Source organism: Brevundimonas bullata (genome assembly GCF_014207965.1).
In the GTDB taxonomy this organism is placed as follows: domain Bacteria; phylum Pseudomonadota; class Alphaproteobacteria; order Caulobacterales; family Caulobacteraceae; genus Brevundimonas; species Brevundimonas bullata_A.
The window spans coordinates 640,699-665,021 of record NZ_JACHLM010000001.1 but is presented as its reverse complement, the minus strand read 5'-3'; the positions used below and the strand labels follow the sequence as shown (position 1 = coordinate 665,021).

Sequence of the window (24,323 nt, the reverse complement as noted above, 5' to 3'; positions counted from 1 at the left end):
GCATGGATTTCGACGCAATCAGGGTATGGTAAACGCGAATCGGTCGGGCGAAGGCTCGTCGGTCCGCTTGGTGAGTATCGAGGCGCCCGCAGCGGCGCAGGGGAAGGCATGGCCGAAGCCGACATCGCCTATGTAGCGACCGCAGGAGCCGCGGGTCTGGCGCTGGCGATCAGCGCCTGGGCCTGGCGGCTGCGCAAGCGCCTGGGTCTGCGCGAGGCGGAGGTCGAGGCCTGGCTGTCGGGCGAGCGCGCCCACGCCGCCGCCTGTGAAGGCGCCCTGAACGTGTTTGACGACGTGCGATTGGCCTTGACGCCGCAGGGCGAGGCTCAGTCGGTCTTCGGCGCCCCCGAAGCCCTGGCCGTGCTGGCCCCGGACCGCGAGGGCATGGCGGCGGCCGAAGCCATCGTGGCGGCCCTGAACCAGGCCCATACGGGGCAAATGGACGGCCTGGTCCAGCGCGGCGAGTCGTTCGAGACCCTGCTCGAATGGACCAACGGCGCCTGGGCGGTCGAGGGGCGCGCCCTGGGCGGCTCGGCCTGGCTGCGGCTGTCGAAGCTGGGCGGGGCGGAAACCGCCGCCGACGCCGGTCTGGGCGCCCTGGCCGAGGCCTCGCCGGCGCCGACCTGGGTGGTCGATGGCGCGGGCAAGTTGATCTGGGCCAACCGGGCCTGGCTGGCGGAGGTCCGCGCCGATACCCTGGCCGAGGCCCACGAGGCCGGGCTCACCTTCGATCGCGGCGCCGACCTGATCGTGGCCGAGGCCTCGCGTCTGAACGCGCGTCAGGACGGCTTCCGTTGGGTGTCGTCGGACGGTCGCCGCAAGGCCTGGCGCATCCTCGCCGAGCCGCTGGCCGGGGGACGTGGCGCCGTCATCGCCTTCGCCATCGACATGACCGAGGCCGAGGAGACGCGCGACACCCTGCGCCGTCACGTCGAGGCCCATGACGAGACCCTGAACCATCTGGCCGACGCCGTGGCCATCTTCGGCCCGGCCAAGCGGCTGGCCTTCCACAACACCGCCTTTCAGTCGCTGTTCAACATCGACCCCGCCTGGCTGGACGAGCGCCCGACCCACGCCGAGCTGCTGGATCGTCTGCGCCAGAAGCGTCAACTGCCCGAGGTCATCGACTACGCCGGATGGAAGGCGCACGAGCTGGAATTCTACGGCGCAGCCACGGCTTCGCCCGACGACAGCTGGTCCCTGCCCGACGGGCGGACCCTGCGTGTGGTGCGCCAGCCGCACCCGCTCGGCGGCATCCTGCTGATCTTCTCGGACATCACCGACGAGCTGCAGCTGCGCAGCCGCTACAACGCCCAGATCCAGGTCCAGACGGCGACGCTGGACAAGCTGAACGACGCCGTGGCCGTCTTCGGTTCGGACGGGCGCTTGCGGCTGCACAACGACGCCTTCGAGAGCTTCTGGGGCGTATCCGCCGAACGCCTGGCCGAGGCTGGAGACTTTGACGCCGTGGCCGCCCTGTGCCGCCCGGTGCTGGACGACGCCGCCCTGTGGCTGGGGCTGAAGGCGCGCGTGGCCGATCCCGACCCGGAAAGCCGCGTGCCCATCTCGGGCGAGGGCCGCACCGACGACGACCGCGTGGTGTCCTGGCAGACCCGCCCCCTGCCCGACGGCGCCACCCTGGTCGCCTTCTCCGACGTCACCGCCCACCGCCAGCTGGAACAGGCGCTGGCCGCCAAGGAAGCGGCCCTCGCCGAAAGTCAGGCGCTGAAGCGCGAGTTCGTCGGCAGCGTCTCCTATGAGCTGCGCACCCCGCTGACCACCATCGTCGGCTATTCCGAACTGCTGGAGGCCATGGGCGACCTGCCCGAACGCAGCCGCCAGCACGCCGGCGCCATCCGCGTCGCCGCCAGCCATCTGGCCCGCTCCATCGACGACGTTCTGGACATGGCCCAGATCGACGCCGGGGAGATGGAGCTGACCCTGGGCGACATGCGCGTCTGCGACCTGCTGGAGGCTTGCGCCGAGAAGGTGCGAGGCAAGGTCGAGGGCCGCGGCGCCGTTCTGAGCGTCGCCTGCCCGCCCCGGCTGAAGCCCGTCCGCGCCGACGCTCGCCGCATCGCCCAGGCCGTCGACCACCTGCTGGAGAACGCCTGTCGCGCCGTCTCCGAAGGCGGGGCCGTGACCCTGACCGCCGAGGTCGGGTCGGGCGAGGTGCGCATCCGGGTCGAGGACACCGGGCGGGGCATCCCCTATCATCTGCAGGCTCACGTCTTCGACCGCTTCGTGCGGCGCGAGCGCGGCGGGCCGGGCGTGGCCCTGGCCCTGGTCAAGGCCCTGATCGAACTGCACGGCGGTTGGGCCGAGGTCCAGTCGGAGCCAGGCAAGGGCGCGGCCTTCATCCTGCACCTGCCGGTCGAGGCCACGGCCCCGACGGCGGCGCCGGAACTTCTGCTGGGCTGATCTTTGCGTCGATCTCGTGCTAGAGGGCCTGTCCACGCCCTCTAGGACGCCCCCATGGCCGACACGACCCGCCCCCTGCTCAAGACCGCCATCATCTATGATTTCGACGGCACCCTGGCGCGGGGCAATATGCAGGAGGTCAGCTTCATTCCCTCGATCGGGATGACGCCGGCCCAGTTCTGGAACGAGACCGTCCGTCCACGGACCATCGCCTCCGATGGCGACGGCATCCTGATGTACATGCAGATGATGCTGCAAACGGCGCGCGAGCAAGGCTCGCCTGTCACGCGTCAGACGTTGCGGGATCACGGCCGCGACGTGGCCCTGTTCGAGGGGCTGCGCGACCGTTCCTGGTTCGACCGCATGAACGAATTCGGCGCCCAGTACGGCCTGGAGATCGAGCACTACATCATCTCGGCCGGCCTGGAGGAGATGATCCAGGGCTGCCCCATCGCTGAGGCCTTCACCCACGTCTTCGCATCGAAATACGCCTATGACGAAAACGAGGTCGCCGTTTGGCCCGCCGTCGGCGTCAACTACACCACCAAGACCCAGTACCTGTTCCGCATCAACAAGGGCGTGCACAACCACTGGGACGACGAGCGCATCAACCGCTTCATCCCCGACGAGGAACGCCCCATCCCCTTCGACCGGATGATCTTCCTCGGCGACGGCGACACCGACGTGCCGACCATGAAGATGATGCACACCAAGGGCGGCTTCTCCATCGCCGTCTATGACCCCGACAACACCCCGCGCGACCACAACAAGATCCACCGCCTGATCTCGGAAGACCGCGTCAACTTCGTCGCCGAGGGCGATTATCGCGAGGGCACGCCGGTCGACCTGATCGTCAAGGGCCTGATCGGCCGCATCGCCGTCAACTACGGCCGGATGCCGGCGGACTGAGGCAGAAACTGCCGCTCATCCCGGCGAAGGCCGGGATGAGCGGTTAGGGGGATGTGTGATCTAGGGTCTGAGGTTCCGATCCTCATCCAGATCAAACGCCACATCCGCCCGCACCCCGCCCGCCAGCATATGGCGGGTGATTCGCTCGAAATGCTGAATGAAGACGGCCACTGCGGCGCGACGTTCGGGCGGCAGGTCTGCCAGGCCCATCAACCCCGCCTCCTGTTCGCAGCGCCAGTCCAGCACGGCGTCGAACGTGGGCGCCTTCAGGAACAGGACGGCGTCGAAGCGGGCGAACAGGTCGGCGTAGGGCCCGGCCAACGCCTCGTTGACCGCGCGTCGCCATACCCCCTGCCCGTCCTGCTCGCGTTCCAGCCCGTTGATCGGTTCGGCCAGTTCCGCCTCGGCCTGCGCCGTCGCTCCCAGACACCAGCCATCCACCAGCACCGCCGACGGGCGGCCCGCGAACACCGGCCATTGCGCCTCGGGGCGGCGATCATCGGAAAGCTTGTCGAAGGCGGGCAGCGGCGTGCGGCTGTCGGGACGGGCGGCTCGCAGGGCCTCCACCGTCGCCTCCAGCAGCGCCAGGTCATGCGCGCCCGGCGGGCCGCGCATGGCGAACAGGGGATGGACCGCCCTGCCCTTCGCTGTCCGCTCGGCCTTGGTCAGATAGACGTCGTCCAGAGACAGACGCGCCGCGCCCCAGCGTTCGGCGGCGGCGCGGGCCAGCGTGGTCTTGCCGCTGCCTTGCGCCCCGGCGATCCCGATCAACGGGACATGGCCGGGCCGCCCATGGGCGTTGATGAGGGCCCCGACCGCGTCCAGCAGCCGGGCGTCGATCATCTCAGTGCTGGCTTTGCGGCAGGCGCACGATCAGGCCGTTCAGGTCGTCGCTGACGCGGATCTGGCAGGACAGGCGGCTGTTCGGCTCGACGTTCTCGGCGAAGTCGAGCATCGACTCCTCCATGGCCGAGGGGCGGCCGGTCTCGGCGGCGAAGGCCTCGTCGACATAGACGTGGCAGGTGGCGCAGGCGCAGGCGCCGCCGCAGTCGGCATCGATGCCCGGCACGTTGTTGCGGATCGCGCCCTCCATGACGCTGAGGCCGTTCTTGACTTCGACCGTGTGCTCGGTCCCGTCGTGCTCGATGTAGGTGATCTTGGCCATGCAGGCGTCTTAGCCCAGGCCGCGCCGGAGGCAAGCCCCGGGGCGTATCGCAGCCATGAAAAACCCCCGGGGCCTGACGGCGCCGGGGGCTGTTCGGATGGCAGGGCCTGAAGGCTTAGGCCGCCGCGCGCTTGCGGCTCGGCGCGACCATCAGCTTCTTGGTCTCGGCGATCGCCTTGGCCGGGTTCAGCCCCTTGGGGCAGACCTGGGCGCAGTTCATGATCGTGTGGCAGCGATACAGCTTGAAGGGGTCCTCAAGGTCGTCGAGGCGCTTCTGGGTCGCATCGTCGCGGCTGTCCGAGATCCAGCGGTAGGACTGCAGCAGGGCCGCCGGGCCGAGGTACTCTTCCTGGTTCCACCAGTAGCTGGGGCAGGAGGTCGAGCAGCAGGCGCACAGGATGCACTCGTACAGACCGTCAAGCTTCTCGCGGTCGGCGGGCGACTGCAGGCGTTCCGTTTCCGGATCGGGATCGTCGGACTGCAGGTAGGGCTGGATCGAGTCGTACTGGGCGTAGAACAGGCTCAGGTCCGTCACCAGGTCCTTGACCACCGGCTGGTGGGGCAGGGGGGCGATGGTGATGTTGTGCGACGAGCACTCGTCCATGCCCTTGGTGCAGGCCAGGGTGTTGCGACCGTCGATGTTCATCGAGCACGAGCCGCAGATGCCTTCACGGCACGAGCGACGGAAGGACAGGGTCGGGTCGATCTCGTTCTTGATGTGGATCAGGGCGTCCAGAAGCATGGGGCCGTGATCGTCGGACGAGACCTCGAAGCTGTCCCAGCGCGGATCGGAATCCGTTTCCGGGTCATAGCGATAGACCTTGTAGGTCTTGACGTTCTTGGCGCCGGCCGGGGCCTTGTGGACCTTGCCGGTCGTGGGCTTGGAGCCGCGCGGGAGAGTGAGCTGAACCATCTGCGGGACTCCCTTAGTAAACCCGAGCCTTGGGCTCGATGTACTCAATGTCCTTGGACATCGTGTATTTGTGGACCGGACGGTAGTCGATCTGGACGCCTTCGCCGGGACGCTTCCAGGCCAGGGTGTGCTTCATCCAGTTGACGTCGTCGCGATCGGGGAAGTCCTCGCGGGCGTGGGCGCCGCGCGATTCCGTGCGGTTGGCCGCGCCTTCGATGGTCACCAGGGCCTGGGCGATCAGGTTGTCGTATTCCAAGGTCTCGATCAGGTCCGTGTTCCAGATCAAGCCGCGGTCGGTCGTCTTGATGTCCGAACCGGCGGCGTCGATCGAGCGCAGCTTCTGGACGCCTTCGTCCAGGGTCTTGCCGGTGCGGAAGACGGCGGCGTCCGACTGCATGGCGCGCTGCATCTCAAGGCGCAGCTTGGCGGTCGGGGTCGAGCCCGAGGCGTTGCGGAAGCGGTCCAGGCGGGCCAGGTGCTCGTCGGTCTGGGCCTTGGAGGCCGAGGGCACAGCCGAGGCCTTGTCCACGACTTCACCGCAGCGCAGGCCGACGGCGCGGCCGAACACCACCAGGTCGGTCAGGGAGTTGGAGCCCAGACGGTTGGCGCCGTGCACCGAGACGCAGGCGGCCTCGCCCACGGCCATCAGGCCCGGAACCACGCTGTCGGGATTGCCGTCGCGCAGCGTCAGGACCTCGCCGTGATAGTTCGTCGGGATGCCGCCCATGTTGTAGTGGACCGTCGGCAGGACCGGGATCGGCTCCTTGGTCACGTCGACGCCGGCGAAGATCTTGGCCGATTCCGAAATGCCCGGCAGACGCTGGTGCAGGATCTTCGGGTCTAGGTGGTCCAGGTGCAGGAAGATGTGGTCCTTGTTCGGACCCACGCCGCGGCCTTCGCGGATTTCGATGGTCATGGAGCGCGAGACCATGTCGCGCGGGGCCAGGTCCTTCACGGTCGGCGCATAGCGCTCCATGAAGCGCTCGCCTTCCGAGTTGGTTAGATAGCCGCCTTCACCGCGTGCGCCCTCAGTGATGAGGCAACCGGCGCCATAGATGCCGGTCGGGTGGAACTGCACGAACTCCATGTCCTGCAAGGGCAGGCCGGCGCGCAGCACCATGGCGTTGCCGTCGCCGGTGCAGGTGTGGGCCGAGGTGGCCGAGAAGTAGGCGCGGCCGTAACCGCCGGTCGCCAGCACCACCATCTTGGCGCGGAACTGGTGCATCTGACCGGTGTCGAGCTGCAGGGCGGTGACGCCGGTGCAGGCGCCGTCCTGCATGATCAGGTCCAGGGCGAAGTATTCGACGAAGAACTTGACCTCGCGACGGACCGACTGGCCGTAGAGGGTGTGCAGGATGGCGTGCCCGGTGCGGTCGGCGGCGGCGCAGGTGCGCTGCACCGGGCCTTCGCCGAAGTTGCGGGTCATGCCGCCGAAGGCGCGCTGGTAGATCTTGCCTTCTTCGGTGCGGCTGAAAGGCACGCCCCAGTGTTCCAGCTCGTAAACGGCCTTGGGCGCGTTACGGACCAGGTATTCGATGGCGTCCTGGTCGCCCAGCCAGTCCGACCCCTTGACGGTGTCGTACATGTGCCACTGCCAGCTGTCCTCGCCCATATTGCCCAGCGAGGCCGAGATGCCGCCCTGGGCGGCCACGGTGTGCGAGCGGGTGGGGAAGACCTTGGTGACGCAGGCGACCTTCAGGCCCTGCTGGGCGGCGCCGAGCGCCGCGCGCAGGCCCGAACCGCCCGCGCCGACGACGACGACGTCGTATTCGTGATCGATAAGCTCGTAAGCAGCCATGACGGGATCAGACTCCGGCGGGCAGCGGGGCGGAGCCCATCGCCACACGCACGATGAAGAAGATGCTGGCGGCGGCCAGCACGAGGAAGACGAGGTTCGACAGGTTGATCAGGGTCGTCCGGGCCGAGGGCGTCGGGACGTAATCCTCGATGATCACCTTCCAGGCCAGGCTGGCGAACAGGAAGAAGACGATGGCCGTCACGGCCAACAGGCCCATGTTCAGGGCGTTGCCGAACCAGGCGACCACGGCCTCATAGCCGGCGCCGGCCAGGGTGAGGGCGCTGGACAGGACCCACAGGCCCAGCGGCATCAGGGCCAGCAAAGCCAGCTTCTCGATCTTCCACTCACCGGCGCCGTGACGCTCGGAGATCTTCACATGGTTCTTGAACTTGGGGGCGGCGCTCACAGCGAGACCTTTCCGGCGGCGAACAGGATGACCCAGAACAGCACGGTCAGGACCAGGGGGCCCCAGACGGCGATGTTGGCCATCAGATTGGCGGACTTCAGATCAAGGCCCTTGCCGGCGTCGTTGATCAGGTGGCGCGTCCCGTTCAGCAGGAAGGAGAACAGGACCAGCGACAGGCCGAACCAGATGAACAGGCCGAACGGCGAGGACGAGCAGGCCAGAACCTTGGCGTAGGCTTCGGGTCCGGCGGCGACAGCCGCGACCCAGGCCAGCAGCAGGACGGCGCCGACGGTGGCCGCGCCGATGGTGACGCGGAACAGGATGGAGGCCGTCATGGTCACGTGCCACCGCCAGACGTCGGTGAAGGGCGACATCGGCGCCACATGGCCATTGGGATGGCGGACGTAGCGGCCAGTCGGGTCGCCCGCACCCTGGGGAAGGTTCGACATGCGAATGATTCTCAAAAAACCTGTGGAAAAACAGGTCCGGTTGCAGTGCGATAGGCTTTAGTGACCGCAAAGGCCGGGTGTCAACGAACCGGGCCGGATAAGCGCTGCGGATCGCGATTTCCTGATCAGGCCTCGCGAATCGCTCGCAACAGCGCGGCCTTATCGTCCGCAGACAGAGGCCGGGCGCCGGGGCGGCCCCAGATCGGATCGGGCCACAGGCCGTCGTCGCGTCGGCGCCCCACCACGTGGACGTGAAGCTGGCGGGTGACATTGCCCAGGGCCGCCGTGTTCAGCTTGTCGACGGGGCGTCCCGCCGCCCGACCCAAGGCGCGCACCAGTTCACCCGCCCGCACCACCTCTTCCATCAGCGCCGCGCGCTGATCGCGGCTCAGGTCGTCCAGCTCGACCGCCCCATCCACGCGGGGCAGCAGGATCAGCCAGGGAAAGCGGGCGTCGTCCTGCAGCCGCACCTGGCACAGGGGCCATTCGGCGGCGAAGACGGACCCGGCCTCGAAGGCGGGATCAGCGCGAAACTCAGTCATGTCAGATGCTCGTCCTCGAACCAGCGCAGGCGATAGGCGTTCATCGCCGTTGTCGCCAGCCGGGTCGTCAGCCGCCAGTTGACCACGGCCCCGACCGGCGCGCCGATGACGGGGATCAGCTGGGCCAGCTTGGCCAGGTCGATGTAGTCGCGGTACTCCAGCTGGAACTTGCGCCAGTCGAAGTCCTGGATGCGTTCGGGCTGATGCAGGCCGCGCCCCGCCGCCTCCAGCGCGGACAGGGCCTCGGGCCGATGCCGGGCGCTGGAAAAGGCCAGTTGGAAAATCCGCAACAGATAGAGCCGCTCCGCCAGGCTCTTGCCTGAGTGGCCGTACAGGGCGCCGATCTCGGCCAGCAGCTTGATCTTGATGGCCAGCAGGGCCGGAAAGTCCGCCGCCGCCAGCAGGAAGCCGCCCGCGCCGGCCACCCCGCCCTCGACGCTGGCCGTGGTGCGGTAAAAATCGACGCGGGTCTGGATCAGCTCTTCGCGCTTGCGAAGGCTGCCGTGCAGCAGCGGTTTGGCCGTGGTCCAGTCGGCGCCGGTCATGATGCCCCGCGTCGTCAACTCGACGCCCGAGGTGACGATCTGGTGCACCCGCTCGGGGATGATCCGGTTGATCCGGTCCTGCGTCGCCCGCGTGGTCATGTCCCACAGGCCCGGGCGGCGCAGCTGGCGTTCGCGCCAGGCCTCGGCTTCCGCGAGGACGCGGGCCTCATACTGTCGATCGTCTTCCGCAGGGGTCATCATGCTTCTCTGGATCAGCGCGACCCTCGCAGGGGCCGACGAAAGGCGCAACGCCCGACGCTTGCTCCCGCTCCGCTGCGGGTCTAGACCGCCCGACATCGAGTACCGTTTCGCACACGCAACATCGACTGGAGAGACCTCTATGGCTCGCGCGAAGATCGCCCTTATCGGCGCCGGAATGATCGGCGGAACCCTGGCCCACGTGGCTGCGCGCGAAGCGCTGGGCGACGTCATCCTGTTCGACATCGCCGAAGGCACGCCGCAAGGCAAAGCCCTCGACATCGCCGAGGCCTCGGCCGTCTTCGGTCAGGACGTGGCCCTGAAGGGCGCCAACGACTACGCCGACATCGCGGGCGCCGACGTCTGCATCGTCACCGCCGGCGTGCCGCGCAAGCCGGGCATGAGCCGCGACGACCTGATCGGCATCAACCTGAAGGTCATGAAGGCCGTCGGCGAGGGCATCAAGCAGCACGCCCCCAACGCCTTCGTCATCTGCATCACCAACCCGCTCGACGCCATGGTCTGGGCCCTGCAGAAGTTCTCGGGCCTGCCCAAGGAGAAGGTCGTCGGCATGGCCGGCGTTCTGGACTCGGCGCGTTTCGCCTACTTCCTGGCTGAAAAGACCGGCGTCTCGGTGCAGGACATCCACGCCTGGACCCTGGGCGGTCACGGCGACGACATGGTGCCGATGGTGCGCCACTCGACCGTGGGCGGCCTGCCGCTGCCGGACGCCGTCGCCGCCGGCTTCCTGTCGCAAGCCGACCTGGACGCCATCGTCGAGCGCACCCGCAAGGGCGGCGGCGAGATCGTGGCCCTGCTGAAGACCGGCTCGGCCTTCTACGCCCCGGCTGAATCCGCCATCGCCATGGCCAAGTCCTACCTGCTGGATCAGAAGCGCGTCCTGCCCTGCGCCGTCTGGCTGTCGGGCGAGTACGGCCTGTCGGACCTCTACGTCGGCGTCCCGGCCATGATCGGCGCCGCCGGCGTCGAGAAGATCGTCGAGTTCACCACCAACGACGACGAAAAGGCCATGTTCGCCAAGTCGGTGGAATCGGTGAACGGCCTGATCCAGGCCTGCAAGGACATCGAGCCGTCGCTGGCTTAAGGGCGCTAACGCGAGCCGCGCGGCGGCTCGCTGCTTGAGCGCTTAGGCGTCTGAAATTGGAAGGGGCCGTGTCGAAAGATGCGGCCCTTTTTCATGCGTGTGCTCCTTCACGCCCCCTCCTTGTCATCCCGGAAGCGGCGCAGCCGCTATCCGGGACCGCTGGAAGCGCCGACGTCGGCTGCTCGAAGTCCAGATGGTAGCGCCTTGGGCGGTCTCGGCTCTCCGCTGCGCTACGGCCGGGATGACGGGCTCCAGGTCAGGCGTGAACCGCCGCCTCTTCCGCCTCGTCGTCTTCGCCCCGCTGCTCCAGCCAGGAGGCGCTGCGCATCTCGTTGAGGCGCGACACCGTGCGCTCGAACTCAAAGGCCCCGACCCCCTCGGCATAGAGGCTCTCGGGCTCGGCCTCGGCCAGGACCACCAGCCGCGTCTTGGCCTCGTAGAGGGCGTCGATCAGCGTCACCAGACGCCGGGCCTCGTGGTGGTTGGCCGGGCTGAGCCTCGGCACGTCGGACAGGAAGAGGGTGTGAAAGCGTCGAGCGACGGCCAGATAGTCCTGCGGCCCCAGCGGCGATCCGCACAGCTCGCTGAAACTGGCCCGCGCCATGCCGCCGACCGTGCGCTGGACCCGGACCTGACGGCCCAGCACCGGCAGGGCCGCCGGCTCCTCCGGCTCGCCGCCCTTGAGGTCCGACCACAGGGTCTCGAAGCCGGAACGCGCCGCGTCATCCAGCGGCGCGAACCAGACCTTGGCCCCGGCCATCCGGTCCAGGCGGAAGTCGCGCGCCCCCGCCGTCTCCACCACCTCGCAACGTTCCCGAAGGATGTCGATGAAGGGCAGGAAGAGCTGGCGGTTGATGCCGTTCTTGTAGAGGTCTTCCGGCGCGCGGTTAGAGGTGATGGCCAGCACCACCCGCTTCTCGAACAGGGCGTCGAACAGTCGGCCCAGGATCATGGCGTCGGCGATGTCGGTAACCTGCAGTTCGTCAAAGCACAACAGCCGGGCTTCCGAGGCGATCAGGGCCGCGATCGGCGGAATGGGGTCGTCGCCCTTGCTGGTCCCGAATACCGCCTTGCGGGTGCGGGCGTCGCCGTCCCGCCACTGCTTCACCAGGTCGTGGATACGGGCCATGAAGGCGTGGAAGTGGGCGCGGACCTTCTTTTGCTCGGGCGTGGCCGAGTAGAAGAGGTCCATCAGCATGGACTTGCCGCGCCCCGGCGGGCCCCAGATGTAGATGCCTTTCACCTCGGGCGGGCGTCCGAACAGGCCCTTCCTGGCCAGGTCCGCTTCCAGCCGTTCCAGCGCGGCCAGCAGCTCCAGCTGCTTGGGATCGGGGGCGATGACGCCCTCTTCGACGCGGATGTCGTAGGCGTTGCGGATACGAGAGGTCATGGTCAGCGGCATAGCCTCAAGGGGCCGATCAGGAAAGGCGGCGGGCTTTCCGTTGCGCGGCGGACGGAATATTTGGGTAAAACTGGTTGCTTCGCGCTTGCGAAAGACCCAAATGCAGAACCGCTTTTCTCCCCAGCGCCCCTACTAAGGATAAATAAATCATGGGCTATCGCGTCGCCGTCGTTGGCGCCACCGGCAATGTCGGTCGCGAAATGATGAACATCATCGAGGAACTGAACTTCCCCGTCGATAAGATGCATGCGATCGCCTCGCGAAAATCCAAAGGCGTGGAGGTCTCCTTCGGCGACAAGACGCTGAAGTGCGAAGACCTGGAGCAGTTCGACTTCTCGACCGTCGACCTCGTCCTGATGAGCGCCGGCGGCAAGGTGTCCAAGGAATGGTCGGAGAAGATCGGCAAGGCCGGTCCCATCGTCATCGACAACTCCTCGGCCTTCCGCATGGACCCCGACGTGCCGCTGATCGTGCCGGAGGTGAACCCTGACGCGGTCAAGCTGGCGCGCAAGAAGAACATCGTCGCCAACCCCAACTGCTCGACCGCCCAGCTGGTCGTGGCGCTGAAGCCCCTGCATGACGCGGCCAAGGCCAAGCGCGTCGTCGTCTCGACCTACCAGTCGGTTTCGGGCGCCGGCAAGGAAGGCATGGACGAGCTGTGGAACCAGACCAAGGCCATCTACGGCCTGGGCGACGCCACGCCGAAGAAGTTCCCCAAGCAGATCGCCTTCAACGTCATCCCCTACATCGGCGCCTTCCGCGACGACGGCTATACCGACGAGGAAGCCAAGATGTGGGACGAGACCCACAAGATGATCGACCCCTCGATCAAGCTGACCGTGACCTGCGTCCGCGTGCCGGTCTTCGTCGGCCACTCCGAGGCCGTGACGGTCGAGTTCGATCGCCCGATCGAGCCGGACGAGGCCCGCGAGATCCTGCGCGAGGCGCCCGGCGTCATGGTCATCGATAAGCTGGAGCACGACGGCTACATCACCCCCGTCGACGCCGCCGGCGACCACGCCGTCTTCGTCAGCCGCATCCGCAAGGACCCGACGGTCGAGAACGGCCTCAGCTTCTGGGTCGTGTCCGACAACCTGCGCAAGGGCGCGGCCCTGAACGCCGTCCAGATCGCCCAGCTGCTGGACGAAACCGGCGTCATCACCCCGTCGAGCGGCTATCGCACGCTGACGGTTTAAGTAGCTGTTTGCCGTCATCCCGGCCGAACCCTCGCGCAAGCGAGGGGCAGAGCCGGGACCGCAACGAACGTCGCCGTTTGATGCGGTCCCGGATCGACCCTTCGGATCGTCCGGGATGACGATTTTCAAGGCGTCCGCCCTGTGACCGCGTCTCCCTCCACCCACTCGTCCGAAGCCCGCACGGCCCTGGCGGCCGGGGTCATCTGCTATCTGATCTGGGGCTTCGTGCCTCTGATCTTCCAGCAGATGGCGCATCAGGGCGCGAACGCCTGGGAGATCATGGGGCACCGTGCGGTCTGGGGCCTGGTCTGGTCGCTGTTGCTGGTCTTGCTGGCGCGCCAGTGGTCCCAGGTCATGGCCGTGCTGCGTCAGCCCAAGGTGCTGGGCTGGCTCAGCCTCTCCGCAATCCTGATCGCCACCAACTGGACCGTCTATATCGTCGCGGTGAACAACGGGCGGACGCTGGACGCCTCGCTCGGCTACTATCTCAATCCCCTGCTCAACATGGCCGCCGGCGCCTGGCTGTTCCGCGAGCGGATCGACTGGGCGGGCAAGATCGCCATGGCCCTGGCCGCTATCGGCGTAGTGTTGCAGACCCTGGCCCTGGGCCATGCGCCCTGGGTGTCGCTGGTTCTGGCGCTGACGTTCGCCGCCTATGGCATCATCAGGAAACGGGTGTCGGTCGACGCCCAGACCGGCCTCTTCCTGGAATGCCTGCTGCTGGCCTTGCCTGGCCTGATCTGGCTGATCCACATCGAAACCACGGGCGCCGGCCACTTCACCGCCACGCCCGCGGCGACCCTCTGGCTGCTGTTCGCGGGCCCGGCCACGGTCATACCCCTGGCCCTGTTCGCCTGGGCGGCGCGGCGCATGCCCCTGTCCAGCATGGGCTTCCTGCAGTTCCTGGCCCCGACCATCGTCTTCATCATCGGCGCGCTGCAAGGCGAGGCCCTGGGCCCGCTGCGCATCGCCTCCTTCGTCTTCATCTGGGTCGCCGTGGGCGTCTTCGCGGTCGGGGCGGTGCTCAAGGTGCGCCGGGGCAGCCGCACCGCCGAAACCATCGTCGCCCCCGAGCCCGGCCTGCTGGACGACCCCGCCGAGGATCGCATGGCCGCGATGGACGACGCCCCGCCCTCCTCGCGCTGAAGCGCGGCCAGAACCCACGTTGAGGTCCGGCGCCGTTCCAGCCTAGAAGGGGTGATGATCCGCGCCCGCTCTCTCGCCGCCCTCACCCTGTCTGTCGTCCTGGCGGCGGGCTCGTCCGCCTGCGCCCAGAGCGTGGGCATGCAGGGGGGCGGCGATGAAGTCATCCGCACCGCGCGGACGGAGGCGCCCGTCACCTCGACCCCGCCGGTCGTCGTACCGACCACGGCCGAGACCTTCGACGCCGTCAGCAACACCCTGGACGCCGCCGCCGAGGCCTGGTCGTCGGGCGATGTGGACGCGGTCATGGCCACCTATGTCGCTGACGAGCCCCTGCTGGTCTTTCTCGGCGACACCCCGCTGAAGGGGCCGGACGCCGTGCGCGCCGCCCTGGAAGCCCGCGCCGCCCAGCCCGGCGGCCTGGGCCAGATGACCTATGAGTGGTTCGAGACCCTGCAGTTCGACGTCAACACCACCGTGGTCTCGGGCCGCGTGGTCATGCGCCGCGAAGGCAAGACCCATCGCGGCCTGTTCACCCGCGTCCTGCGCCGCACCGAAGACGGCTGGCGCATTGTCCACGATCAGCTCGCCTGGGGCGCTGACGCCTAAAGCGCCGCGTAGAGCGCCTCGACCAGGCGCAGGGCGCGCGGGTCGCCGATCAGATGCGGCGACTGGCGCGTCATGACATAGGCCGCCGAGACGCGCGCATCGGGATCGGCGAAGGCCATCGACCCGCCCCAGCCGCAGTGGCCGACCGCCAGCGGGTTGGGACCGAAGACGTTCAGGCCTTCGTTGCGGGTAAAGCCGGCCGCCCAGCTCATGACATAGGGCAGGACCCTGTCCTGACCGTGGATGCGTTCCCGTGTCGCCTGAGCCAGCGTCTCCTCCGACAGCACCGCCCGACCGTCCAGGGCGCCGCCCGTGGCGATCATGGACATCATCCGCGCCAGATCCTTCGCCGTGCCGTGCAGGTTGGCCGAAGGGATTTCCGCCATGCGCCATTCGGTCGAGCCGCGCCCGCCCGGCGCCGAGCCCCGGTCGAGGAAGGCGGCCTTCTTGATTGCGTCGATGGGGCCGAGGTCCGGCGCAGCGGCGGGCTTACGCAGTTGCGCCACCCGTCCATGCTCGCCCTCGGGCAGACCGATCCACAGATCCAGGTCGAACGGCTGGGCGAAGTCTTCGCGCAGCGCCGTCCCCATGCTCCGCCCATCGACGATGCGGAACAGTTCGCCGGCCAGATAGCCGATGGTGATGGGGTGATAGCCCGACGCCGTGCCCGGTTCCCACAGCGGGGTCTGGGTGGCCAGCCGGTCCAGCACGGCTTGCCGGTCAAACCAGATGGCCGGCTCGACGCCTTCGGAAAAGCCCGGTAGGCCGGACTGGTGGCTCATCAATTGGCCCACGGTCAGCTGGTCCTTGCCCGCCGCGCCAAAGGCCGGCCAGTGGTCGGCGACCCGGTCCTCATAGGACAGCAGACCCTTGTCCACGCAGCGCGCGATCATCAGGGCCATGACCGCCTTGCCGGTCGAGAAGACCGGAACCAGGGTCTTCTCGGTAAAGGGCGTCGCCCCCGCCAGATCCGCCGACCCGGCCCATAGATCGACCGCGACCTCGCCGTCGATGGTCACGCTGAACCGCGCCGCCAGCTCGTTCAGCCCTTCGGGCGCATCGGTGAAGTTGGCGGCGAAGGCGTCCTTCACCGCATTGAACGGGGCAGGGCAGAGGCCGTGGATTTCGGGCGCTTGGGTCATGGCGGCGGTCTAGCGCGTCAGGCGGTCGGGGTCACGGCTTGCGCGCATCTGCCGAGGCGTTGCGCGCCGCCGCGAATTCGTCGCCCGGCTTCCACGCGGGCCAGTCGCGCGAGTTGGCCAGGGCGGCGCCGACCTCATACAGCAGCTGCACATCGGCGGCGGCGGCGTCCATCTTCCACTCCGGCGTCCATTCGTCCGTGGGCTGATGATAGCGGTTGGCGACGTAGTCGCGGCTGGCGGTGTTGTGGCCGGTGAAGCCGGCGGCGGCGAACAGGGCGGGGACGCCCTTCCTCGCCAGCGGGAAGTGGTCCGAGCGATAGAAGGCCCCGGCCTGGGGCGCCGGATCGGGGATCAGGCGGCGGCCTTCGCGGCCCGCCAGTACGGCCAGCCGGTCGTCCAGATCATTCTTGCCCGCGCCGATGACCACGATATTGGGGTCGATCTCGGTCCCCGGCAGCAGGCTGTCCATATTGATGTTGGCCACCGTCGTCTCAAGCGGCCAGACCGGGTTGGCGGCGTAGTATTCGGCCCCCAGCAGCCCTGTCTCCTCAGCCGCCCAGCTGACGAAGACCGTCGAGCGTTGGGGGCGCGGCCCCTCGGCGAACAGGCGCGCCAGCTCCAGCACCGCCGCCACGCCGGTCGCATTGTCCACGGCGCCGTTATAGATGTCGTCGCCCCCCTTGGGCGTGGCGCGGCCATAGGCGTCCCAGTGGGCGCCGAACATGACGGTCTCGTCCGGGTGGGTCGTGCCCGGCAGGCGGGCGATGACGTTGCGCGTCTCGACCCGGTCGGCGGTCTGGCCGAAGTCGATCGACAGGGTCACCCCGTCCAGCGTGACCGGCTGGAACTGGGGGGTGCGCGCCTGATCCTTCAGCGCCGCGAAGTCGAGGCCGGCGTCCTGGAACAGCTTTTCAGCGACCGGACCCTGGATCCAGCCCTGCGCCGCCACCCGCTCCTTGTCCGGGTCGGCGCGGACGATGTCGAACTTGGGCGCGGTCGAGGAATTCTCCAGCGTCGACCAGGGATAGCCCGCGCCAGCGGTGTCATGGATGACCAGAACCCCAGCCGCCCCCTGCGCCGCCGCCTCCTGGAACTTGTAGGTCCAGCGTCCGGCGAAGGTCATGGCCTGACCGTCGAACTTGCCCGCCACCGGGTGGCCTTCCGGCGCGCCGAAGTCGGGGTCGTTGACCAGGACCAGCATGATCTTGCCGCGCAGATCGACGCCCTTGTAGTCGTCCCAGCCGCGCTCCGGCGCATCGACGCCATAGCCGACGAAGACCAGGGGCGCATCGGTCAGGGTCACGTGGCTGACCGGCCGGTCCGACGAGACGATGACGTCCGTGGCGCGGTTCAGGGCCATGGTCTGGCTCTTGCTGGTCACGCTGATGGTCGCGGGGCCGTCCTGCCTGGTGCGGCTGACCTGGGCCACCTGGACCCAAGATCCGTCCGGACCGCCGGGCTCCAGCCCCAGGGCCTGAAACTGTTCCGTCAGCCAGGCGATGGTCCTGTCCTCGCCCGGCGTGACCGGGGCGCGGCCCTCTAATTCGTCCGAGGCCAGAACCCGCGTCGCCTCGTTCAGCCGGGCCGGATCGACGCGACCCGGCGCGGTCTGGGGCGCCATATGGGCCAGTGCCGAGGTCGAGGTCATCAGCACGGCGATCAGGCCGAGCGTGGCGGCGTAACGGGGCATCGACATGAGGCGCACTCGAACGGCGGCTAAAGGGGAGCCGCCACGCTGCCCCCTCCCAGCCTCGCTGTCGACCCCCGCCCCTGGTCGATCAGCGCGCCTTTAGCCAGGCCGCTGCGCCGTTGGCGGCCACGGCGCCCGAGGCGAAGGCGGCCTGCAGCAGATAGCCGCCGGTCGGCGCCTCCCAGTCCAGCATCTCGCCCGCCACGAAAACGCCGGGCTTGGCCTTGAGCATCAAATGGTCGTCCACGGCGTCCAGCGTCACGCCGCCCGCCGAGGAGATGGCGCGGCTCAGGCCCTGAACGCCGGTCAGGGTCAGGGTCACCCCTTTGATGCGCGCGGCCAGAGGGCCGGGCTCGCTCGGCAGAGGTCCGCCCTCACGCAGCAGGGCGATGGCGGCGGGGTCCAGATGAAGAATCTTGCGCAGCCAGTTCGACAGGCTGTCCTTGCCGCGCGGCTTCAGCAGCTTCTGGGTCAGGGCCTGGCGGCTGATGGCGGGGCGCAAGTCCAGCGTCAGCTCGGCCTTGCCGTCACGGGCGATGGCGTCGCGCAGATCGGCCGACAGGGCATAGACGCCGCCGCCCTCAATGCCATAGGCGGCGATCATGGCCTCGCCGCGCACGGTGCGTCCGGCGTGGGTCAGGGCCACGCCCTTGATCGGCTGACCGGCGAAGCGCTCGCGCAGCAGGGGCGACCAGGCGACGTCGAAGCCGACGTTGGAGGGCTGGAAGGGGGCGACGGCCACGCCCGCCGTCTCCAGTTCTGGGACCCAGGCGGCGTCGGAGCCCATCCGGGCCCAGCTGGCCCCGCCCAGCGCCAGAATTACGGCGTCAGGTTGCTCCAGCTGTTCGCCCTCGGGCGTGTCGAAGCTCAAAGCCCCGTCCTTCCAGCCGGTCCAGCGTGAGCGGACGCGGATCTCGACGCCGAGGCTCTCCAGCCGCGTCAGCCAGGCTCGCAGCAGGGGCGAGGCCTTCATCGTTCGGGGAAAGACCCGGCCCGACGAGCCGACAAAGGTCTCCTGCCCCAACCCCTCGGCCCAGGCGGTCAGATCGGCGGGGGAAAAGGCGGCCAGCCATTCGGCGACCCGCTCACGGGCCGGGGCGTCGTAGCGGTCGAGGAAGGGCGCCAGCGGCTCCGAATGGGTCAGGTTCAGTCCGCCGCGACCGGCCAGCAGGAACTTGCGCCCGACCGAGGGCATGCGCTCATGGACCGTGACGCGCAGACCCGCAGAGGCCAGGCGCTCAGCGGCCATCAGCCCGGCGGGGCCGGCGCCGATCACGGTTACGGTAGAGGGGGCGGAGGAAGGAGCGTCGGTCATCGGCTCTTCTAGACCGGAACGTCCGCGAACGGCATACGCTGTGTCATCATGAGCGTCGCCTTCACCCGAGAAGAAGATCTGGAAGCCACGGCCGCCGACCTGGTGGACCGCCCGATCTCGCCCCATCCGAACCATGTCACGCCCGAGGGGATGGCCGCGATCGAGGCTGAGCTGGCCTCGGCGCGAGCGGCCTATTCGGCGGCCCAGGCCAAGGGCTCGATCGAGGCGGACCGCACGGCCATGGCCCGGGCCACGCGCGACCTGCGCTACTGGTCGGCGCGGCGGGCCTCGGCCCAGCTGCTGGAGACCAAGTCGGACGGTCGGGTGCGCTTCGGCGGCTCAGTCACCATCGAGCGCGAGGACGGCCGCACCCAGACCTGGCGCATCGTCGGCGAGGACGAGGCCGATCCGGCCCAGGGCTCGGTCAGCCACGTCTCGCCCCTGGCCCGCGCCCTGATGGGCAAGCGGGTTGGCGACGAGGCGACCGTGGCGGGCCAGTCGGTCGAGATCGTCGCCGTCGACTAGAGGTTAGGGCGGCCTAGAAGCCGCCGGTTCCCTTCACCTTGGCCACCGGCTGGAAGTCGCGCACGAAGCGTTCCAGCAGACGCACGCTGAAGCCCGCCGAGCCCGCCGGCTTGACGTCGCTGGCGCCGCCATAGGCCATGTTGGCGATGTCCAGATGCGCCCAGGGCGTTTCTGGCCGGGCGAAATAGCCGATGAAGTGGGCGCCTGTGCCCGCGCCCGCGCCGCCTTCGCCCGAGTTCTTGATGTCGGCGATGGGGCTGCTGGTGGCGCCTGCATAGGAGGGGTGCAGCGGCAGGCGCCACAGGCGCTCGCCGGTGGCATCGCCCGCCGTTTTCAGCTGGTCGGCCAGGGCGTCGTGGCGGCTGAACAGGCCGGCGTAGTCATTGCCCAGGGCGCCGCCGACCGAGCCGGTCAGGGTGGCCACATCGACGATGGCGGCGGGGTTCAGGCGTGTGTCGGCCCAGACCACGGCGTCGGCCAGGACCAGACGCCCCTCGGCGTCGGTGGAGATGACCTCGATGGTCTTGCCGTTCATGGCGGTCAGGACGTCGCCGGGCCGGATGGCGTTGGCGTCGGGCATGTTTTCGGCCAGGGCCGCGACGGCGGCCACGTCGACCGGCGCGCCCGCCTTGGCCAGGGCCAGCACGGCGCCGACGACGCTGGCGGCGCCCGACATGTCCATCTTCATATTGCCCATATTGGCGCCCGGCTTGATCGAGATGCCGCCGGAATCGAACGTGATGCCCTTGCCCAGCAGGGCGATCGGGCCGGCCTCGGGCGCGCCCCGTCCCTTGTAGCGGACCACCAGCAGGCGCGGCGGGCGCGCGGAGCCCTGACCGACGCCGAGCAGCGAACCCATGCCGAGGGCCTGCATGGCCGGCACGTCCAGCACCTCGATCTCGACGCCGGGCAGGCCGGCGAAGGCGGCGCGGGCGCGCTCGACGAAGCTCTCGGGATAGATGACGTTGGCGGGTTCGTTCGACACGTCGCGGGTCCAGGCCATGGCCTCGACCAGGGCCGCGCCGCGCCGCCAGGCGGCCTGAGCGCCGGACACGTCATCGGCGACCACTATGATCCCGCCCGGCGCGGCGGCGTCGCGGCCCGTGGTGCGGTGCAGGTCCGAGCGGTACTGGCCGAGGCCGAGGCCCGCAGCCAGCTCGGCGGCGCTGTCGGCGGACAGGCCGGCGGTCAGGACGGTCATCGCGCCGGGCTGGGCGATCAGGGCCCGGCCCACGACGGTTCCGGCGGTCTGGCTGTCGGCGGGCTTGGCGTCAGCGGGCAGGCCGACGATCAGGATGCGGTCCCAGCCGCCGACGCCATGCAGGCTGAGCGTCTGGCGCGCCTTGTAGTCAAAGCGGGCGGCGGTCAGGGCGGCGGCGATCGCCTCACGCACGGCGGGGCTCAGGGCGGCGCCGCGCGTCGCCAGGTCGGCCTCGGCGCCCAGCGGCAGGACCAGGGCGCCCGAGGCCTGGCCGGGCGTGGCGGCGAAGGTCACGGCGCGCTGCACGGCGGGGGCGGCGCGGGGCGTCAGGGACGCAGGCGCTTCGGCGCTGGCTGCGCGACGCGACTGCGCCTCGGCGGGCATGGCGACGCTCAGGCTGACGGCGGCCAGAGCAGCGGCGGCGGCGAAGGTCGGGAAATTCTTGGTGCGGCGCATCGGCGGAGCCCCCTCGGTGACGATGAAGGGGTTCTTATGGCCAAGGTCGCCGGAGCGGCGCAAACCGTTCCGGCGAAGGAAGGACCGACCGCGACGCCGTGTCGCGGCGCGGCGGTCGGCTGGTCAGGCGGCGGCGCGGCGGGGACGCAGGCGCGGCGCAGGCTTGGCGGCCAGCGGGTTCGCGACGGGCGCGGCGGCCTTGCGGGCGTCCAGCAGGGCGCCGATCCAGCCCCACGCGGGTTCCTTATGAGTGCTGTAAATGTAGTCCATCGGTCGTCCTCCTTTCTTGAGGCCTGAATATGCAGTTGACGGCGGGCGTTCACAAACGAGACAACAGGGTCAACGCATAAGGCTTGCTTATGAATGATATCCTGTCTCGCATTCCCGTCGACGCCTTGAGGGTGTTCGAGACCGCCGCGCGCCTGCTCAGCTTCACCCGCGCCGCCGAGGCCCTGGGCATGAGCCAGGCGGCGGTCAGCTGGCGCATCCGCGACCTGGAGCAGAGGCTGGACCGCCCCCTGTTCGTGCGCGGCGTGCGCCAGGTGTCGCTGACGCCGGAGGGCGAGCGGCTGGCCACGGCCTCGATCGAGGCCATGACCCTGTTGCGGCGCGCCGTGGCCGACGTGGTCGAGGCCGATCAGGGCGTGCTGGCCATCACCACGCTTCAGACCCTGGCGACCCAGTGGCTGGCGACGCGGCTGGGGTCGTTCCAATTGGACAACCCCGATCTGGCGGTGCGGGTGGACACCAGCCCCACCCTGTCGATGCTGGGCGCCGACGGGCTGGACGTGGCCTTGCGGTTCGGCTCGGGTCAGTGGGCGGGGCTGGAGAGCCGCTTCCTGATGCCCGCCGTCTTCACCCCCCTGTGCACCCCCGCCATGCGCGACCGGCTGGACCTGAAGATCCCCGCCGACCTGAAGCGCGCCCATCTGGTCGGCGAGCCGCGCGAATGGGCCGCCTGGTTCGCTGCCGCCGAGGTCTCGCCCGCCGACACGGCCCCGCCGCCGCGTCTGACCGCCGACAACCAGGCCATGGAGGTGGCGGCGGCCCTGGGCGATCAGGGCGTGGCTCTCGGCTCGCCCATCCTCTACGCCCGCGAACTGGAGCGCGGCCTGCTGGTCCGGCCCTTCGATCAGACGGTCGCCTTGGCCGAGGGCTACTGGATCTGCTACCCGCCCGCCCGCCGCCTGACCCCCAAGATCGCCCGCTTCCGCGACTGGCTGCTCGACACGGCGCGGGCGGACCCCGCCGTGGTGGAGGGCGCGCGGCTGGCGGGACGGGAAGTGGGGGAGGTTGGTTCCTGATCCTTCTCCCCTTGAGGGAGAAGGTGTCATGCGCCGCATGACGGATGAGGGGTGTCGGCACCGCCTCTGAAAATTGGAAAGTCGAGGCGTGACGACACCTAGCGATACGTCGCGCTCACACCCCTCATCCGAGCGCCTCCGGCGCCCACCTTCTCCCTCAAGGGGAGAAGGAAAAAGAAAGGGCGGGACCTTTCGATCCCGCCCTTCCGTCGTCTCAGCGTGAGGAGGCTTGGACTTAGAAGTCCATGCCGCCCATGCCGCCCATACCGCCCATGTCGGGGGCGCCGCCGCCGCCCTTCTTGGGGGCGTCAGCGATAGCGGCTTCCGTGGTGATCATGATGCCGGCGACCGAGGCGGCCGACTTCAGAGCCGAACGGACGACCTTGGCCGGATCGATCACGCCCATCTGTACGAGGTCGCCGTACTCTTCGGTCTGGGCGTTGAAGCCGAACGAAGCGTCGTTCGAGTCCATGACCTTGCCGACCACGATCGAGCCTTCGACGCCTGAGTTTTCCGAGATCTGACGGATCGGAGCCTGCAGGGCGCGACGGACGATGGCGATGCCGGCGTTCTGATCGGCGTTGGCGCCTTTCAGATCGATCAGCTTCTTGGAGGCTTGCAGCAGGGCCACGCCGCCGCCCGGGACGATGCCTTCATCGGCAGCGGCGCGGGTTGCGTTCAGGGCGTCGTCGACGCGGTCCTTCTTTTCCTTCACTTCGACTTCGGTCGAGCCGCCGACGCGCAGGACGGCGACGCCGCCGGCCAGCTTGGCCAGACGCTCTTGCAGCTTCTCTTTGTCGTAGTCCGAGGTGGTGTCCTCGATCTGACGCTTGATCTGCGAGACGCGGGCTTCGATGCCTTCTTTCTCGCCGGCGCCTTCGACGATGGTGGTGTCGTCCTTGGTGATCTGGACCTTCTTGGCCTTGCCGAGCATGTCGAGGGTGACAGTCTCAAGCTTGATGCCGAGGTCTTCCGAGATGACCTGGCCGCCCGTCAGGATGGCGATGTCTTCCAGCATGGCCTTGCGGCGGTCGCCGAAGCCCGGAGCCTTGACGGCGGCGACGCGCAGGCCGCCGCGCAGCTTGTTGACCACCAGGGTGGCCAGGGCTTCGCCTTCGATGTCCTCGGCGATGATCAGCAGGGGGCGACCCGACTGAACCACGGCTTCCAGCACCGGCAGCATGGGCTGCAGCGAGGTCAGCTTCTTCTCGTGGAGCAGGATGAGGGGCTCTTCGAGGGCGACCTCCATCTTGTCCGCGTTGGTGATGAAGTAGGGCGACAGGTAGCCGCGGTCGAACTGCATGCCTTCGACGATGTCGACGGTGGTTTCAGCCGTCTTGGCTTCTTCGACCGTGATGACGCCTTCGTTGCCGACCTTGGCCATGGCCAGGGCGATCAGCTCGCCGATTTCAGCGTCGCCGTTGGCCGAGATGGTGCCGACCTGGGCGATTTCCGAGTTGTTCGAGACCGGCTTGGAGATGGCCTTGACCTCGTCCAGAGCCACGCCGACGGCCAGATCGATGCCGCGCTTCAGGTCCATCGGGTTCATGCCGGCGGCGACGGCCTTGAGGCCCTCTTGCACGATGGCCTGAGCCAGAACGGTGGCGGTGGTGGTGCCGTCGCCCGCATTGTCGTTCGCCTTGGAAGCGACTTCGCGGATCATCTGGGCGCCCATGTTCTCGAAGGCGTCTTCCAGCTCGATTTCCTTGGCGACCGAGACGCCGTCCTTGGTCGAGCGCGGAGCGCCGAACGACTTCTGGATCACGACGTTACGGCCCTTGGGACCGAGCGTCACCTTGACGGCGTCAGCCAGGACGTTGACGCCGCGCAGCATCTTGTCGCGAGCATCGGTGTTGAATTTTACGATTTTAGCGGCCATGGGGCAGCTC

Annotated in this window: 23 protein-coding genes; 8 read left to right on the top strand and 15 right to left on the bottom strand. The window is 68.7% G+C overall.

Annotated elements, in window-relative coordinates; genetic code table 11:
- Positions 1-108 precede the first annotated feature (108 nt).
- Positions 109-2,421 (top strand): PAS domain-containing sensor histidine kinase, encoded by a 2,313-nt coding sequence (locus tag HNP51_RS03255; protein ID WP_184267000.1) that lies wholly within the window; start codon positions 109-111, stop codon positions 2,419-2,421.
- A gap of 54 nt (positions 2,422-2,475) precedes the next feature.
- Positions 2,476-3,330 carry an HAD family hydrolase gene (locus tag HNP51_RS03250; protein ID WP_114817173.1) on the top strand — a complete coding sequence of 285 codons (855 nt, stop codon included), beginning with the start codon at positions 2,476-2,478 and terminating at the stop codon, positions 3,328-3,330.
- Between the two features lie 60 nt (positions 3,331-3,390).
- Here the strand turns inward: HNP51_RS03250 and HNP51_RS03245 are convergent, their stop codons facing one another.
- The 8 genes from HNP51_RS03245 to HNP51_RS03210 form a co-directional block, all read right to left on the bottom strand.
- The gene (locus HNP51_RS03245; RefSeq protein WP_184266998.1) at positions 3,391-4,173 is read right to left on the bottom strand and encodes a kinase; all 783 of its coding nucleotides are present in this window, start codon (positions 4,171-4,173) and stop codon (positions 3,391-3,393) included.
- A 1-nt stretch (position 4,174) separates the two neighbouring features.
- Entirely contained in the window at positions 4,175-4,495 is a 321-nt protein-coding gene (locus HNP51_RS03240) for a 2Fe-2S iron-sulfur cluster-binding protein (RefSeq protein WP_184266996.1), read from the bottom strand.
- A 115-nt stretch (positions 4,496-4,610) separates the two neighbouring features.
- Positions 4,611-5,408 carry a succinate dehydrogenase iron-sulfur subunit gene (locus HNP51_RS03235; protein WP_184266994.1) on the bottom strand — a complete coding sequence of 266 codons (798 nt, stop codon included), beginning with the start codon at positions 5,406-5,408 and terminating at the stop codon, positions 4,611-4,613.
- A gap of 13 nt (positions 5,409-5,421) precedes the next feature.
- The gene (sdhA, locus tag HNP51_RS03230) at positions 5,422-7,206 is read right to left on the bottom strand and encodes a succinate dehydrogenase flavoprotein subunit (protein WP_184266992.1); all 1,785 of its coding nucleotides are present in this window, start codon (positions 7,204-7,206) and stop codon (positions 5,422-5,424) included.
- Between the two features lie 7 nt (positions 7,207-7,213).
- On the bottom strand, positions 7,214-7,612 hold the full coding sequence (locus HNP51_RS03225) for a succinate dehydrogenase, hydrophobic membrane anchor protein (RefSeq protein ID WP_184266990.1): 399 nt from the start codon (positions 7,610-7,612) through the stop codon (positions 7,214-7,216).
- A complete protein-coding gene (gene sdhC, locus HNP51_RS03220; RefSeq protein WP_184267558.1) occupies positions 7,609-7,986 on the bottom strand; it encodes a succinate dehydrogenase, cytochrome b556 subunit in 378 nt (125 codons plus the stop codon). Before sdhC ends, HNP51_RS03225 begins: the two co-directional genes overlap by 4 nt.
- A gap of 200 nt (positions 7,987-8,186) precedes the next feature.
- The gene (locus HNP51_RS03215; RefSeq protein WP_184266988.1) at positions 8,187-8,603 is read right to left on the bottom strand and encodes an HIT domain-containing protein; all 417 of its coding nucleotides are present in this window, start codon (positions 8,601-8,603) and stop codon (positions 8,187-8,189) included.
- The gene (locus tag HNP51_RS03210; protein ID WP_184266986.1) at positions 8,600-9,346 is read right to left on the bottom strand and encodes an EcsC family protein; all 747 of its coding nucleotides are present in this window, start codon (positions 9,344-9,346) and stop codon (positions 8,600-8,602) included. The genes HNP51_RS03215 and HNP51_RS03210 overlap by 4 nt, the downstream gene beginning before the upstream one ends.
- Positions 9,347-9,488: 142 nt before the next feature.
- On the opposite strand from HNP51_RS03210, the gene mdh reads away from it, so the two are divergent.
- Positions 9,489-10,451 (top strand): malate dehydrogenase, encoded by a 963-nt coding sequence (gene mdh / locus HNP51_RS03205; RefSeq protein WP_184266984.1) that lies wholly within the window; start codon positions 9,489-9,491, stop codon positions 10,449-10,451.
- Positions 10,452-10,707: 256 nt separating this feature from the next.
- On the opposite strand, the gene zapE is transcribed toward mdh, so the two are convergent.
- Complete coding sequence (zapE, locus tag HNP51_RS03200) at positions 10,708-11,841, bottom strand: cell division protein ZapE (protein ID WP_184266982.1); 1,134 nt, start codon at positions 11,839-11,841, stop codon at positions 10,708-10,710.
- A 161-nt stretch (positions 11,842-12,002) separates the two neighbouring features.
- Between zapE and HNP51_RS03195 the strand changes: the two genes are divergently transcribed.
- The 3 genes from HNP51_RS03195 to HNP51_RS03185 all read left to right on the top strand — a co-directional run bounded on the left by HNP51_RS03195 (position 12,003) and on the right by HNP51_RS03185 (position 14,801).
- Entirely contained in the window at positions 12,003-13,049 is a 1,047-nt protein-coding gene (locus HNP51_RS03195; protein WP_184266980.1) for an aspartate-semialdehyde dehydrogenase, read from the top strand.
- A 141-nt stretch (positions 13,050-13,190) separates the two neighbouring features.
- Positions 13,191-14,195 (top strand): EamA family transporter RarD, encoded by a 1,005-nt coding sequence (rarD, locus tag HNP51_RS03190; protein ID WP_184266978.1) that lies wholly within the window; start codon positions 13,191-13,193, stop codon positions 14,193-14,195.
- Between the two features lie 54 nt (positions 14,196-14,249).
- On the top strand, positions 14,250-14,801 hold the full coding sequence (locus HNP51_RS03185; RefSeq protein ID WP_184266976.1) for a nuclear transport factor 2 family protein: 552 nt from the start codon (positions 14,250-14,252) through the stop codon (positions 14,799-14,801).
- Here the strand turns inward: HNP51_RS03185 and HNP51_RS03180 are convergent.
- From HNP51_RS03180 to HNP51_RS03170, 3 genes are all read right to left on the bottom strand, one after another.
- Positions 14,798-15,943 (bottom strand): serine hydrolase domain-containing protein, encoded by a 1,146-nt coding sequence (locus HNP51_RS03180; protein ID WP_184266974.1) that lies wholly within the window; start codon positions 15,941-15,943, stop codon positions 14,798-14,800. The two genes, HNP51_RS03185 and HNP51_RS03180, sit on opposite strands and share 4 nt — an antisense overlap.
- A 31-nt stretch (positions 15,944-15,974) precedes the next feature.
- Positions 15,975-17,639, bottom strand: coding sequence for a M28 family metallopeptidase (locus tag HNP51_RS03175; protein WP_184266972.1), 1,665 nt, complete (start codon positions 17,637-17,639; stop codon positions 15,975-15,977).
- A gap of 82 nt (positions 17,640-17,721) precedes the next feature.
- On the bottom strand, positions 17,722-18,948 hold the full coding sequence (locus tag HNP51_RS03170; RefSeq protein WP_184266970.1) for a TIGR03862 family flavoprotein: 1,227 nt from the start codon (positions 18,946-18,948) through the stop codon (positions 17,722-17,724).
- Positions 18,949-18,996: 48 nt separating this feature from the next.
- Between HNP51_RS03170 and greA the strand changes: the two genes are divergently transcribed.
- Positions 18,997-19,473 carry a transcription elongation factor GreA gene (gene greA / locus HNP51_RS03165; protein ID WP_184266968.1) on the top strand — a complete coding sequence of 159 codons (477 nt, stop codon included), beginning with the start codon at positions 18,997-18,999 and terminating at the stop codon, positions 19,471-19,473.
- A 13-nt stretch (positions 19,474-19,486) separates the two neighbouring features.
- On the opposite strand, the gene HNP51_RS03160 is transcribed toward greA, so the two are convergent.
- Both HNP51_RS03160 and HNP51_RS03155 read right to left on the bottom strand, forming a co-directional pair.
- Positions 19,487-21,130 carry a leucyl aminopeptidase gene (locus HNP51_RS03160; protein ID WP_184266966.1) on the bottom strand — a complete coding sequence of 548 codons (1,644 nt, stop codon included), beginning with the start codon at positions 21,128-21,130 and terminating at the stop codon, positions 19,487-19,489.
- A gap of 123 nt (positions 21,131-21,253) precedes the next feature.
- Complete coding sequence (locus HNP51_RS03155) at positions 21,254-21,400, bottom strand: hypothetical protein (RefSeq protein WP_184266964.1); 147 nt, start codon at positions 21,398-21,400, stop codon at positions 21,254-21,256.
- Positions 21,401-21,489: 89 nt separating this feature from the next.
- Here HNP51_RS03155 and HNP51_RS03150 point away from each other — a divergent pair, with 89 nt between their 5' ends.
- Entirely contained in the window at positions 21,490-22,434 is a 945-nt protein-coding gene (locus tag HNP51_RS03150) for a LysR substrate-binding domain-containing protein (protein WP_184266962.1), read from the top strand.
- 235 nt (positions 22,435-22,669) lie between these two features.
- Here the strand turns inward: HNP51_RS03150 and groL are convergent, their stop codons facing one another.
- Positions 22,670-24,313, bottom strand: coding sequence for a chaperonin GroEL (groL, locus tag HNP51_RS03145; RefSeq protein ID WP_184266960.1), 1,644 nt, complete (start codon positions 24,311-24,313; stop codon positions 22,670-22,672).
- Positions 24,314-24,323: the final 10 nt, after the last annotated feature.